11 protein-coding genes are annotated in these 13,488 nt (G+C 66.3%); 6 read left to right on the top strand and 5 right to left on the bottom strand.

The genetic code is table 11. The features are described from left to right. The first annotated feature begins 35 nt into the window (after positions 1-35). The 6 genes from J7E25_RS10755 to J7E25_RS10730 all read left to right on the top strand — a co-directional run bounded on the left by J7E25_RS10755 (position 36) and on the right by J7E25_RS10730 (position 7,538). Complete coding sequence (locus tag J7E25_RS10755) at positions 36-1,100, top strand: LacI family DNA-binding transcriptional regulator (RefSeq protein WP_214870155.1); 1,065 nt, start codon at positions 36-38, stop codon at positions 1,098-1,100. Between the two features lie 111 nt (positions 1,101-1,211). After that, positions 1,212-2,510: an extracellular solute-binding protein gene (locus J7E25_RS10750; protein ID WP_308164508.1), complete on the top strand. Its 1,299-nt coding sequence runs from the start codon at positions 1,212-1,214 to the stop codon at positions 2,508-2,510. A gap of 65 nt (positions 2,511-2,575) precedes the next feature. Next, positions 2,576-3,460 carry a carbohydrate ABC transporter permease gene (locus tag J7E25_RS10745; protein WP_214870154.1) on the top strand — a complete coding sequence of 295 codons (885 nt, stop codon included), beginning with the start codon at positions 2,576-2,578 and terminating at the stop codon, positions 3,458-3,460. A gap of 3 nt (positions 3,461-3,463) precedes the next feature. Further along, positions 3,464-4,384 (top strand): carbohydrate ABC transporter permease, encoded by a 921-nt coding sequence (locus tag J7E25_RS10740; RefSeq protein ID WP_214870153.1) that lies wholly within the window; start codon positions 3,464-3,466, stop codon positions 4,382-4,384. Between the two features lie 374 nt (positions 4,385-4,758). Next, positions 4,759-7,032, top strand: coding sequence for an alpha-L-rhamnosidase (locus J7E25_RS10735; protein ID WP_251038993.1), 2,274 nt, complete (start codon positions 4,759-4,761; stop codon positions 7,030-7,032). Positions 7,033-7,298: 266 nt separating this feature from the next. Next, positions 7,299-7,538, top strand: coding sequence for a DUF1653 domain-containing protein (locus J7E25_RS10730; RefSeq protein WP_214870151.1), 240 nt, complete (start codon positions 7,299-7,301; stop codon positions 7,536-7,538). A gap of 9 nt (positions 7,539-7,547) precedes the next feature. On the opposite strand, the gene J7E25_RS10725 is transcribed toward J7E25_RS10730, so the two are convergent. From J7E25_RS10725 to J7E25_RS10705, 5 genes are read right to left on the bottom strand one after another with little or no spacing between them, the layout of a single operon-like run. Beyond that, positions 7,548-8,489 carry a carbohydrate ABC transporter permease gene (locus J7E25_RS10725; RefSeq protein WP_214870150.1) on the bottom strand — a complete coding sequence of 314 codons (942 nt, stop codon included), beginning with the start codon at positions 8,487-8,489 and terminating at the stop codon, positions 7,548-7,550. Then, entirely contained in the window at positions 8,479-9,465 is a 987-nt protein-coding gene (locus J7E25_RS10720; RefSeq protein ID WP_251038992.1) for a carbohydrate ABC transporter permease, read from the bottom strand. Before J7E25_RS10720 ends, J7E25_RS10725 begins: the two co-directional genes overlap by 11 nt. Before the next feature lie 2 nt (positions 9,466-9,467). Then, positions 9,468-10,748: an ABC transporter substrate-binding protein gene (locus tag J7E25_RS10715; RefSeq protein WP_214870149.1), complete on the bottom strand. Its 1,281-nt coding sequence runs from the start codon at positions 10,746-10,748 to the stop codon at positions 9,468-9,470. A 13-nt stretch (positions 10,749-10,761) separates the two neighbouring features. Then, complete coding sequence (locus J7E25_RS10710) at positions 10,762-12,375, bottom strand: FAD-dependent oxidoreductase (protein WP_214870148.1); 1,614 nt, start codon at positions 12,373-12,375, stop codon at positions 10,762-10,764. Next, positions 12,372-13,424, bottom strand: a complete 1,053-nt coding sequence (locus J7E25_RS10705; protein ID WP_214870147.1) for a LacI family DNA-binding transcriptional regulator — start codon at positions 13,422-13,424, stop codon at positions 12,372-12,374. Before J7E25_RS10705 ends, J7E25_RS10710 begins: the two co-directional genes overlap by 4 nt. Positions 13,425-13,488: the final 64 nt, after the last annotated feature.

Below are 13,488 nucleotides of genomic sequence, written 5' to 3'. Positions count from 1 at the left end.
AAGCGCTTCGCAGGTATCCTCAGAACATCGCGAGGATGGAGGTGGGCGCGATGGTGCGCATTACTGCAGGAAAGGGCGGACCGAGCATGATGGACGTTGCCCGCCACGCGGGCGTGTCCATCGCAACGGTCTCCAACGTGATCAACGGCAAGGGCCGGGTCACGGAGGACACGGCGACCCGCGTGCGAGAGTCCGTCGCTGCGCTCGGCTTCGTGCGCAATGACGCAGCACGCATGCTCGCCACCGGTTCCACGAACTCGATCGGAATGGTCCTCGCGGATCTCGACAACTCCCTGTTCGTGGACATGGCCCACGGAGCGCAACAGGGGGCCGACGGGAACGGCCACCGCCTGCTCCTGGGTAATGCCGCGTGCACGATCGACCGACAGGACGACTACCTTCGTCTCTTCGATGAGGCGCGCGTGGCCGGAGTGCTGCTGGCTCCCATGGAAGACTCCCTGGCGGGCATCGAACGGATGCGATCCCACGGTCGACCCATCGTCCTGCTGAACTATCAGCAGGACGGGGCTGACTGCTGCACGGTACTCGTCGACAACGAGATGGTCGGCTATCTCGCCGCCCGGCACCTCATCGACAACGGCCGCCGCCGCCTGGCGTTCCTGGCCGGCAAGGACTACTACCAGCCGGTCCACGCGCGTCGAGAGGGGGTACGTCGCGCAGCGGCGGAGACCTCGGGGGTCACCCTCGAAGAGATCGACACGGACGGCTTGCTGTTCGAGCATGGACTCGCAGCCGCGGCGATGCTCAGGGAACGGAAGCTCGCAGATGTGCCCGACGGAGTCATTGCGGTAACGGATGACATCGGCAATGGACTGGCGGCGGGGCTTCATACCGATCTCACTGCACGCGTCCCTGAGGATGTCGCGATCGTCGGCTGTGAGGACAACCGCTCCGCGCAGAGTGGCCCGGTGATGCTCACCACTGTTCGCCTGGCCGGCATCGAGATGGGGCAGGCCGCTACGGAGCTGCTGTTCGAGGAACTCTCCACGCCCGCTGATGAACATCGGCACCGGACGGTGATGCTGGAACCGACCGTGGTCATGCGAGGCAGCTCCGCGATCGCGGGCGCGTACGCCTGATCCTGAACGGCGGGTTGACACGGTGCGAAGCACCACCTATCTTCAGATAAGCGCTTAACCAACGCGGTCACCCGCCAGGAAGACATCGGTCCTGCGTTTCAAGGAGGAAATGTGCCCACCATCCACTTGCGTCCCCTTCGGCGGACGCTGCCATTCGTCGCCGCTGCGGCGATAGCCGTCACCCTTGCCGGCTGCGGAACCTCGTCCGACAGCGGCAGCGGCCATTTCGGTCTGCTGATCAACGACGACAACGCCATCGTGCAGGACGCCCTCACGTCACTGAGCACCGGTGCGTGCGAGGCGGAGAACAAGGCTCTGCCGCTCGATATCGAAACGGTTCCCCAGTCCGGGCTCGACCAGCAGCTTCAGCTGCTCGGCGGGCAGAGTGCCTTGCCGGCCCAGTTCGCGGCAAGCGGCTCTCCCGCGGTCACGAAGTCGCTCGATGAGGCGGGCCAGACCCTCGACCTGGAGGCGACGCTCACCGACCTCGGTGTCATCGACGACATCGAGCCGGCTGCCCTCTCGACGATCGAGAACCTGTACGGCGGATTCATCGTCCTGCCCTATCAGTTCAACATCGAGGGCGTCTGGTACAACAAGCAGATCTTCGCCGAGAACGGCCTCGAGGTGCCGACCACCTGGGACGAGATGGTCGCGGCGGCACAGACGCTGACCGACGCCGGCGTCACTGCGTTCTCCGCCTCCGGCGAGCAGGGATGGCCGATCACCCGTCTGATCAGCGGCTATCTCTACCGCGAGCTCGGTCCGGACGCGCTTCAGCGCATCGCCGCCGGAGACGCGAAGCTCACCGACCCCGAGTACGTCGCGGCAGCTCAGGCCATCGCCGACCTCGGGGCGGCCGGCTACTTCGGCGCTGGTGTCGGCTCGATCGACTACGACACCGCTGTGTCGCAGTTCCTCACCGGCCAGGCCGGCATGTTCTACATGGGCAGCTGGACGTTGGGTGCCTTCAACGACCCCGAGCAGAACCAGATCGGCGAAGACAACATCGGATTCTTCCCGCTTCCCGAGGTTTCCGGCGGAGTCGGGAGTGCAGACCAGATCCCGGCAAACGTCGGCCTGCCGATCGCAGTGTCCGCGAAGGGGTACAACGACGAAGTCGGGAAGTGGCTGACCTGCATCTCCGAGAACTACGGGACCGAATCCTTGGCCGAACAAGGCACGGTCTCCGGTTTCAAGGCGACCGGTGACGTCGGGGACCTTCCCCCGCTCACCCAGCTGGTTCAGGACACCATCGCTGACACCACCGAGAGCACCCTCTGGTTCGAGGCCCTCTTCGGCGCCAAGGCGACATTGACCAGCCAGCAGAACGCGGCGCAGCTGGTCACGGGCGCGATGTCCGCCGAGGACTTCATGGCGGCCGTCCAGGCCGATCTCGACTCGGAGTAAGCGAGCCACGCTCGTTGGGGCGGCGGCACTTCGCCGCCGCCCTCCCTCAATCCAGGAAGCACCTCATGCAAAACATCCTCGGCGATCGGAAGGCGATCGTCATCCTGCTCGGCCCGGCCCTGCTGGTGTACACCCTCGTCATGCTCGTCCCGGTGCTCTGGTCGCTCGGTCTGACCTTCTTCGAGGGCAACGCCCTCTTCGGCTTCCAGCCCGCCGGCTTCGACAACTTCGTCCAGCTCTTCAGCGATCCCCGCGTCCTCGACGCCATCTGGTTCACCATCCGGTACGCGGTCATCATCACCGTCGGCCAGATCGTGCTGGGCTACGGGCTTTCGCTCCTCTACGTCTTCGCGCTGCGTCGCGCATCAGGGATCGTGCGCACCCTCGTCTTCTTCCCCGTCGTGCTTCCGACGGTGGCGGTCGCGCTCATGTTCCAGCAGCTCTTCGCCGTCGCACCGCAGAACGGCATCGTCAACGAGTTCCTGAACTTCTTCGGCGTAGCCAGCGTCGACTGGTTCGGCAGCGCCGGAACCGCCTTCCTGGTCATCGTCATCATGGACATCTGGCGCTCGATGGGCTTCTACGCCGTCCTCCTCTACGCCGGCCTCGTCGACATCCCTGAGGAAGTCCTGGAGTCCGCGAGGTTGGATGGGGCCCGCGGTTGGCGGCTGGTCTCCAACATCGTCCTGCCGCTGTCCCTTCCAGTGCTCCTCTCCGCGGTCATCTTCTCGATCAACGGAACCTTGAAGGTCTTCGACTCGATCCTCGCGCTCACCAATGGCGGGCCCGGCACTTCGACCACGCCACTGACGCTCTACATGTTCCAAACCTCGTTCAGCTACGGCGAATACGGGTACGGCAGCACGATCGCACTCGTGCTCACGATCCTCTGCTTGGGCGTGACCCTCTTCATCTTCCGCTCCGCGCGACGCGACAACACTCTGGGCTGAGCCATGACTCTCACCACCGCCACGAACACCACCCTCACCACCGGGATCCCCAACCCGTCGACGACGCCGTCATCCGGCCAGCTCGGACGGCGGATCACCCGCTTCCTGCGGAAGCTGCCGCTCCGGACGGTCATAGCGGTACTGCTCATCATCGAGACCTACCCCCTCGTGTGGCTGCTGCTCAGCTCCTTCAAGACCCAGAACGAGTTCCTCACGAAGCCCAGCTGGGCGCTCCCCTCCCAGCTCAACTTCGCGAACTACACCGACGCGTGGGTCGACGGGAACCTCGGCACCTATGTACGGAACAGCCTGCTGGCCACGCTTCCTTCGCTCGCCCTGATCATCATCCTCGGCGTGGCGGCAGGTTTCGCGCTCGAGGTCCTCGTGTGGCGCGGCCGCAGCCAGATCCTCCTGCTGTTCCTGGTCGGAATCATGGTCCCCGCGCAGATGATCCTGCTCCCCCTCTTCACCGTGTACTTTCAGATCGGACTGGCCGGCACCCTGTGGCCGCTGATCATCACCTACACGGCGATAGGACTCCCGCTGGCCGTCTTCATGATGGCGACCTATTTCCGGGCCGTCCCGCGGGAGGTGTTCGAAGCGGCAACCCTGGACGGCGCAAGCGTGCTCCGAGCCTTCTGGTCGATCGGGTTCCCCATGGTCCGCAACGCCGTCTTCACCGTCGCTCTCGTCCAGTTCTTCTTCATCTGGAACGACCTGCTGATCGCCCTAACCTTCACGACGAATCAGAGCCTTCGCACCATCCAGGTCGGACTCCTCAGCTTCACCGGCGAATTCGGCCAGACGGCCTATGGCCCGCTGTTCGCTGGGATCTGCATCAACGTGTTCGGCACGCTGATCCTCTACCTCTTCCTCAATCAGCGCATCATGAAGGGCCTGACGGCCGGATCGGTCAAGGGTTAGCCTCCGCACCCACCTCGCACCACCCACCTCACACGTTCCTCGTTGCCCCGGAGGCTCTCTTGACTGTGTCCCTCGCCACCCCCACGATCGAACACCACCGCAACCCGCTGGGAATCGGTGAACGTCGTCCCCGGATCAGTTGGGTCGTCTCAACCGCACCAGCAGGCTGGCAGCAGACCCGTGCGGAAATCGAACTGCGATCGGACGGGCGCACGCATACTCACGAGGCCGTTGGCAGCGAGTCGGTTCTGGTGCGTTGGCCCTTCCCTGCCCTGCGATCGCAGCAGCAAGGAACCGTTCGGGTTCGCGTCTGGGGAGACGAGACCGACGCTCCGAGCGCCTGGAGCCCGTTCGTCAGCCTGGAAGCCGGACTGTTGGACGCGAGCGACTGGCTCGCCCATCCCATCGGCCCGTCGTGGACTGAAGACCCCGACGCGATGCGGCGTCCGGCACTGCTCCGCACCACCTTCACCCTCGACGGAGAAGTGCGTTCGGCGCGCCTGTACATCACGGCTCACGGTCTCTATCGAGCTGAGATCAACGGGCTGCGGGTCGGAGATGACGAGCTTGCACCGGGCTGGACGAGCTACCCCTCCCGGTTGCGCCACTACACCTACGACGTCACCCACCACCTCCACCGCGGCCCGAACGCCATCGGCGCATGGCTCGGTGACGGCTGGTACCGCGGTCGCCTCGGATTCCACGGCGGACACGTCGATCTCTACGGCACGCAGACGGCGCTGCTCGCTCAATTGCATGTCGACTACGCCGACGGCACGCACGCCACGATCCGTACCGGCGCGGAATGGACGTGTGCGCCGGCTCCGATCATCACCTCCGGCCTCCTCGAGGGTGAACACTACGACGCGCGAGAAGAGCACACCGGCTGGTCCACTGCCACCTTCGACCCGCGCGGGTGGGAACCCGTGAGCGCTCGCACGATGGACACCTCAGTCATCGTCGCGCCTGACGGGCCGCCGGTCCGCTGCACCGATGAGGTGGCACCGATCAACGTCACCAGTCACCCCGGCGGACGATTGATCATCGACTTCGGACAGAACGTCGTCGGTCGGGTCCGACTCACGACGACCGGCGAAGCCGGCCACGAGATTCAGATTCGACATGCGGAAGTCCTCGACAGCAACGGGAACCTCTCCACGAGACCACTTCGAGGCGCCCACTCCGTCGATCGTTACATCTGCCGCGGCGAAGGCACGGAGACGTGGGAGCCGATGTTCACCATTCACGGCTTCCGTTACGTCGAGATCACGGGCATGAGCGGTCAACGAGTCTCAGAGAACGTCGTTGCGCGCGTGCTGCATACGGACATGCGGCGCACGGGCTGGTTCGAGTGCTCCGACCCCGACCTGAATCGCCTGCACGAGAACGTCGTATGGAGCATGCGCGGCAACTTCGTCGACCTCCCCACTGATTGCCCACAGCGTGACGAGCGGCTCGGCTGGACCGGCGACATCCAGGTGTTCACCCCCACGGCCGGATACCTTTACGACTGTGCCGGACTTCTGAGCTCATGGCTGAAAGACGTGACAGCCGAGCAACTGCCCGACGGCACAGTCCCATGGTTCGTCCCAGGGATCCCCGGCGGAGAGCAGTGGACACCGCCGCGCCCCGGCGCTGGGTGGGGCGATGCCGCCGCCCTCGTCCCTTGGGCGCTGCACCGGGAGTTCGACGACAGGGCACTTCTGGAACGCCAGTACCCCACCGCAAAGGCCTGGGCAGACCTCGAGCACCGCCTCGCCGGACCCGACCACGTCTGGGACTCCAGCTACCAGCTCGGGGACTGGCTCGATCCCAGCGCACCCCCCGACGACCCCGCCAACGGCCTCACCGACCCCAACCTCGTCGCCACGGCCTATTACGCGCACACCTCGGCCACGCTGGCCAAGATGACACGTGAGACATACACCCATGACCACGCGGATCTCAGCGCGCGAGCTGCGCTCGCGCGCGATGGATTCCGGGATCGATACCGCACCGCCCCCGGGACACTCACCTCGGACTCGCAGGCTGCCTACGCCCTTGCGATCGTCTTCGGGCTATTCGAGTCCGACGAGCTGGAAACGGCTGGCCGCAATCTCGCCCGCCTCGTGCGCGAATCAGATGTGCATCTCACCACCGGTTTCCTCGGCACCCCGGTCCTCCTCGACGCCCTGACCATCACCGGACATGCGAATCTCGCGCACGCGCTCATCAATCAGCGCACCGTACCCTCGTGGCTCTACCCCGTGACCATGGGGGCCACCACCATCTGGGAGCGCTGGGACAGCATGCTCCCCCACGGGGAGGTCAACGCTGGCGACATGACGTCGTTCAACCACTTCGCCTTCGGCGCAGTGGCCGACTGGATGCACCGAACGATCGCCGGCCTCGAATCGCTCGAGCCCGGATGGAAACGCATCCGCTACCGGCCCGGGCTCGAAAGCGGGCTCAGCCACGCAGCAGCCGTGCATGACACGCCATACGGACGCGCTGGGATCGCATGGCGTCGTGCGGGATCCACCGTTGATATCGACGTCGTCATTCCGCACGGATCAGTCGGCGCCCTCGAACTCCCCGGCGAATCGCCCCAACTCCTGACCGCCGGTCACCATCGAATCACCCACGCACTCGGTTCGGCTGCCGCATAACGGGATCGTTTAGTCCCAGCATGCCCTCCTCGACCCAGCCGGAGAACCTGGGCTGCGGCCACGGAAGGGGACCCTCGGGCGGGTTGGGAAGTCCCCGAGCTCGACGCTTGGGAATACTGGGGAGCAGGCGCGGCAGAGCTCGGACCGAACCGTCGTTGTCGGGTAGACCGAGGTTGTGGCGCTGCACGCGGCGAGGAGCGCCACCGTCGTCGCTGCCAGTGCAGCCCGAAGGCAGTTCCACGACGCGGCATCCGTAGCATGGGGCGATGACCGAAGCGGCCGCAACTGCACCCATCGAACCCGGCGTCTATGAGCACTTCAAGGGCGCACGATACGAGGTGCTCCTCGTGGCCAGGAACAGCGAGACCGAAGAGGAGTTCGTCGTCTACCGCCAGCTCTACGGCGACCACTCGTGCTGGGTCAGGCCCGCGGCGATGTTCGCCGAGAACGTCGAACGCGACGGGCGCCTCGTGCCCCGCTTCGCGCCCATTCCCCGGGCCATTTGAGGCATCCGCTCACCCCTTGAGGCCCGAGTGCGCGAGGCCCTCGACGAACTGCTTCTGCGCGATGAGGAAGACCACGAGCACCGGCACGACCGTCATCGTCGCTGCGGCGAGCTGGGTGTTCCACATCTCGCCGCCATAGGCGTCGGTGTAGCGGGTGAGCGCCTGCGGCAGGGTGAAGAGCTCGGGCGAGGTGATGTACACGGTGGGCTCGAGGTAGAGGTTCCACGACGCGAGGAAGGTGAGGATCGCCACCGCCGAGAGTGCCGGCTTCGCCAGCGGCAGGCAGATGCGCCACCAGATGCCCACGCGACCGAGGCCGTCGAGGCGGGCGGCCTCCTCGAGCTCACCCGGCAGCGCGATGAAGAACTGCCGCATGACGAACGTGGCGAGCACGCACGGCGCCGCGAGCGCGGTGACGAGGATGAGCGGCCAGTGCGTGTTGATGAGGCCGACCTGCTTGAACATCTGGAAGAGCGGCACGATCGTCACCTCCCCCGGCACGAGCAGCCCGATGAGCACGACGAGGAACAGCAGGTTCTGGCCTGGGAAACGGATGCGCGCGAACGCGTAACCCGCGAGGCTCGAGACGAGCATCGTGATCGCGGTGACGAGCACGGCGATGTAGACGCTGTTGAAGTACTGCTGCGCGAACGGCTGGAAGGCGAACGCCTCGCCATAGGCCGCCCACGTCGGCGAATCGGTGAAGATCGTCGGCGGCGAGGCGAAGATCTCGCTGAGCGGCTTGAACGACGAGGCGATCATCCAGATCGTCGGCACCACGAACGGCACCGCGAGCACCACGAGGGCGACATAGAGGATGATGCGCCGGGCGATCGCGGCGCCCGAGCGGGGAACGCGACGCGGCGTCACGCCGGCGCCGGCCGGGAGCTCAGCCGAGCCACTCGGCTGACGAACGACGTCGATGGTCGGAGGAGCCGTGTCAGTCTTCATAGAAGACCCACTTTCTGCGGAGCTGCCACTGCAGCACGGTCAGCAGCATCACGAAGGTCAGGAGCATGAGCGCGAGGGTCGAGCCATACCCGATGTGGTTGAACTCGAACGCCTGCTGGAACACGTAGTAGACGAGCACCGTGGTCGAGAGGCCCGGGCCGCCCTCGGTCAGCACGGCGATCTGGGCGAAGGCCTGCAGCGCGCCCACGATCGTGATGATCGCGGTGAGCAGCAGCGTCGGCGAGATGAGCGGCAGGGTGATGCGCGTGAACATCGTGCTGTTGCGCGCACCATCGATGCGGGCGGCCTCGTAGAGCTCGCCCGGCACGCCCTGCAGCGCAGACAGGAAGAGCACCATGTTGATCCCGACGCTGCGGATCACTTGGGTGATGACGACGGCCGTCATCGCGGTCGGCCCCTCCTGCAGCCAGTTGGGGCCGACCACTCCGAACTGGGCGAGGAGCCCGTTGATGCCGCCGTTGTCCTGCAGGAGGAACCCCCAGACGAGCGTCCAGGCCACGACCGACACGACGACCGGGGAGAAGAACATCGTGCGGAACAGCGTCACGCCGCGGAACCGGCGGTTGAGCATCACGGCGAGCGCGAGGCCGAGCGCGATGTTCAGCATGACCACGCCACCCGAGAAGATCGCCGTGGCGCCCAGCACAGTCGGCAGTTGCGGGTCGTCGAGGAGCGCCGCGTAGTTCTCGCCGCCGACGAAGCTGAGCTCACCGGTGAAGATGTTCCAGTCGTTCAGGCTGTAGTAGATCGCGAGGCCCACCGGAATGAGCACGAAGACGAGCACGCCCACGAGCTGCGGCGTGATGAAGAGGTAGCCGGTGAGGGCGTCTCGCCGAGCCATCGTCCAGAAGCGGCCGGGGCGGCGCTTCGGATACGACGGCGGCGCGACATCCGTCGCCGCACCCCGAGGGGCATCGGTGGATGCCCCCCGGGTCGTCGAGTGCGTCGTCGTCATCGTCAGGTCGCGAGCAGAGGATCGATCGCGGTGCAGACGGAGGACAGCACGGCCTTCACGTCGGCGTCGGGTGTCCACATCGCGTCGAGCGCCGTCTTCGCCTTCTGGCTGATCTCGGCCGGGCTCGTGTGGTTCGGCAGCGTCACGGCGTCGGGAAGCTGGTCGATGACGACCGCCTCCAGCTGGTCGGCCGTGAGCTTCGTGTTGTTCTCGGCGAGCTTCTCACCGGTCAGCAGCGACTTGCGGGGCGGCGGGAAGAACTGCGCGAGCTTCGCTGCGTTCTCGGGGTTGGTGAGGAACGCGAGGAAGTCGGTCGCCTCCTGAACGTGCGCGCTCGACTCGAGCACGCCGACGCCCGCTTGGCCGAGCACCGAGTACTCACCCTCGGGGCCGTCGGGGAGCGGGTAGACGTCGTACTCGAACGAGCCGTCGAGGAGCGCTGCGCGCGAGACCTGCGCGATCGTGAACGCCGAGTCACCGGCGAAGAAGTCGGCGGTCGTGCCGGGGCCTGGCATCGACGCGTCGACGTAGATCGCGTCGTGCAGGAACTGGAACGCGTCGACCATCTCGTCGCTGTCGAACGTGCATTTCGTGCCGTCCTTGTTCCACGCGGAAGCGCCCCAGCCGGTCCAAACGGTCGCGAGCGTGTTCCACGAGGAGTAGTTGAAATCGCGGATGACGAAGCCGCCCTTGCCCGTGGCCGCATTGACGGCCGAGCCGACCGCAGACACCTGGTCCCACGTGAGGTCGGACGTGTCGAGTGACTGTCCGGCCGCTGCGAGGAGGCTCTCGTTCACGTAGAGCGCGAACGGCGAGTTCGAGAACGGGTAGGCGTAGAGCTCGTCGTCGGCCGTGAACTCCGAGGTCACGCTGCCGAGGAGGTCGTCGTAGTCCCAGCCCTTGGTCTCGGTGAGGCGATCGGTCAGCGGCACGAGCGCGTCCGAGGCGATGAGGTCTCTCGACAGGTCGCCCATCCACGCGAGGTCGGGCGAGTTGCCGCCGGCGATCTGCGTCGTGAGGGTCGTGTTGTAGTCGGGGAACGGCAGGCTCTCGAACGTGATCGACTTGATCTCGGGATGATCCGCCTTGTACTCCTCGGCGATGGTGTCGAACAGGGCGAGCTGGTCCTCGTTCGAGGTCCACACCGTCATCCGCAGTTCGACACTGTTCGGCGGAGCGGTCGTGGCCACTGGAGCTTCGGGAGATGCCCCGCACCCCGCGGTGGCCACCGCGATGGAGGTCGCCAGTGCAGCAAGGCTGACCAGCTTCGTTGCTGTGTTCATTCTCGTTCTTCCTCTAATAGCCGATGATCTCGGGCCAATGGATTTCGACGCCCGCCTCGACGAGGCGGGTTTGGAACTGGCTGACCAGCTCCGGGTCCGAGACGACGTCTCTCGGAAGCAGTGAGCGTTCGATGCAGAACGCCGCGAGTTCGCCGGCGGACTCGCCGATGTTCCACTCGACGGGGTGCAGTCGATACGCACCGTTCGTGATGTGGGTCGTGCCGATGTTCTTCGCCGCCGGGAGGAGGTTCTTCGTGGCCACGGGGATGAGCGCCCCGAGCGGGATCTCGAAGGGAGCGCACTCGACGTCGATGTAGTTGTCGCCCCCGGTCGACGGATGCAGGTCGATGCGGTACATCCCGACCCCCACCGACTGCTCGAACCGGGCTGGTCCGGCATGACCGCGCACGGCGATCGAGACATCCTGCTCACGCACGGTGGTGACCGCGCGGATGCGTCGCGACTCGCGCACATATGGCGCTTGCGCGAAGCCGTCGTCGGTGCCGACGAGGTCGCCGCGAAGCCGCAGCCCTGGCCATCCGGCGCCGCCGTCAGGCCTCGGGGCCTCAGTCTGCAGCCAGTAGAAGAACGACCTCGACTGCTCCTTCGCCGCGGCGAGGTGCGCCACCCGGGTGGGCGTATCGATGATCGACCCGTCGAGGTAGTCGAGCTGCGGCCAATTGGCCAGCACGATGTCGCTGGCATAGGCGCCTGGCTCGAACGTCTGCCGGGCTGCGATTCGCCGGAATTCCCAGAGGTCGCCGTCGCCCGCGTCGACCCGCGGATCCTCGACCGTGCGAGGCGCATCGAGATCGGGATTGACCCGCAGGGTGCGCACGTCGGGCTCGAGCGTGCGCGGGTTCGGCGCCGTGAACGAGAGCATCGCGTCGCCCCAGAACGGCGGGGCGTACTCGCGCCAGTAGTCGTAGTTGCGCGGCCGCTCGATCGTGTGGTCGGCGTCGGCGGCGTCGTCATGTTCGAAGACGAAGCACCATGCGATCGACTGCACATTCGACGGATCGGCCGTGGCCGGCGCGCTCGGCTCCCCCGTCTCGGAGCGCGACTCGGCGCCCACGACGTAGTCGGTGCCTGTGAGCGGCAGCAGGTCGCCGGTCTCGGTCGCGTCGAGGACGACGGATGCCACGACCTCGAGCTGCTCTCCCCCGTCGACCTGCTCGAGCGTGACTGACACGACCGTGCCGTCCACCACCTCGGCGGCGACCGGCACATAGGGCTGCAGCACCGTGAGCCGCCCGCTCGACAGGTACGGCGCCAGCGATTGCGTGATGACCGCCAGGGCGACGCGAGGCTCATGGCAGAGCTTGCTCACGCGGCCGAGGCCCGGGTTCAGCTGCGGGTCGCGCCGCGCGGCATCCGTCAACGGATAGAAGTCGCGGTAGTACCGGCGGATGCCCTCGCGCAACGCGCGATAGCTCGCCGTCACCCCGAACTGCTCCACCCAGATGTGCTCGTCGGGCGGAACGGCCTGCGACGTGAGCTGGCCGCCGAGCCACGCGTACTCCTCGCTCAGCACGACGCTGCAGCCGCGGCGCAATGCCGCCAGGGCAGCCGCGACGCCGCCGAGCCCACCGCCGATGATCGCGACGTCGGCTGTCAGTCGCCTCACGTCGCCGACATCCGCTCCACCAGGGTCTCGCCGAGCTCGACCTTGCCCTGCAGGAGGCGCTGGGTGTCGAGCGAATCCCACTCCTCGGCTCGCGTCGTGACGAGCTGTTGCAGGAGGCTCAGCGCCTCGGCCGCGACCTGGAGGCGGGGCGTCTGGAAGCCGGAGAGCGCGCGGCCGTGCACGCGGTGTCCGCGCACCTCGGCGAGCGCGGTGAGCGAGATCGCCGAGGGCACCTCGACGCCGGCGTTGCCGAGCACGAGTGCGACATCCTCGGCGAGGAAGGCATCTTCGGTGAAGACGGCGGTGGCGCCGGTCTGCTCCGCAGCCCGGGTGACCCCGGTGAGGTCGCCGTCCTCGGCGACCACGAGCGTGAACTTCAGCCCGCCCGACGCGGTTGACGCCTGGATCTGCTGCATGCGGTCTCGAGCCGCCGGACTGTGCAGGTTGCGGTGCACATAGAGCGCATCGGTGTGGCCGAGCCCGACCGCCCGCTCGATGAGTTCGGCGGTGAGGCTCACGTAGTCGATTCCGACATACGGGACCTTCGCGGTGGTCTCGTCTCGCCGACCGACGGCGACGAACGGGAATCGCTCGTCGACGAGCCGCTTCAGGTCGTCCCCGTCCATCTGCTGGCCGAGCAGGATGCATCCGTCGGCCAGCCGCAGGCGCGTCTTGCGGTGGAAGAGGCTTCTCGAGCCGTTCTCGACCGGCGAGCTCGTGAAGAACAGCAGGTCGCAGCCGACCTGTTCGGCTGCACGCTCGAGTCCGTTCAGCAGCGGGCCGTAGAAGTCCATGCTCTCGGGCGACAGCGCCGGCTCGTACGTGAAGACGCCCATGATCTGGTTGTCGAGACCTGCCAAACGGCGCGCGGCCGGATCGGCGACGTAGGTCGACTGCTCGATCGCCTGCTTCACGCGCTCTCGTGTGGCGGCTGGAATTCGCACGTTCGACCCGTCTCGGTCGTTCAAGACCATCGAGACCGTCGTCTGGCTGACGCCGGCGATGCGTGCGATCTCGCGTTGGGTGACGTTGCGCGTCTTCGGTGACATGCGGGTGTTCCAATCGATACTGATAATGCCTATTGGCAGGCCGTGGTGGTGACGCTAATACGCA

Source organism: Agromyces sp. ISL-38 (assembly GCF_018613935.1).
Taxonomy (GTDB): Bacteria; Actinomycetota; Actinomycetes; order Actinomycetales; family Microbacteriaceae; genus Agromyces.
The sequence above is the reverse complement of the archived record's forward strand: the minus strand, read 5'-3'. Positions and strand labels throughout refer to the sequence as shown.

Bases quoted from the DNA above. Each gene is read 5' to 3' on its own strand.
- J7E25_RS10720 (WP_251038992.1), bottom strand. From the start codon at position 9,465: ATGACGACGACGCACTCGACGACCCGGGGGGCATCCACCGATGCCCCT.
- J7E25_RS10730 (WP_214870151.1), top strand. From the start codon at position 7,299: ATGACCGAAGCGGCCGCAACTGCACCCATCGAACCCGGCGTCTATGAG.
- J7E25_RS10725 (WP_214870150.1), bottom strand. From the start codon at position 8,489: ATGAAGACTGACACGGCTCCTCCGACCATCGACGTCGTTCGTCAGCCG.
- J7E25_RS10715 (WP_214870149.1), bottom strand. From the start codon at position 10,748: ATGAACACAGCAACGAAGCTGGTCAGCCTTGCTGCACTGGCGACCTCC.
- J7E25_RS10705 (WP_214870147.1), bottom strand. From the start codon at position 13,424: ATGTCACCGAAGACGCGCAACGTCACCCAACGCGAGATCGCACGCATC.
- J7E25_RS10745 (WP_214870154.1), top strand. From the start codon at position 2,576: ATGCAAAACATCCTCGGCGATCGGAAGGCGATCGTCATCCTGCTCGGC.
- J7E25_RS10740 (WP_214870153.1), top strand. From the start codon at position 3,464: ATGACTCTCACCACCGCCACGAACACCACCCTCACCACCGGGATCCCC.
- J7E25_RS10755 (WP_214870155.1), top strand. From the start codon at position 36: ATGGAGGTGGGCGCGATGGTGCGCATTACTGCAGGAAAGGGCGGACCG.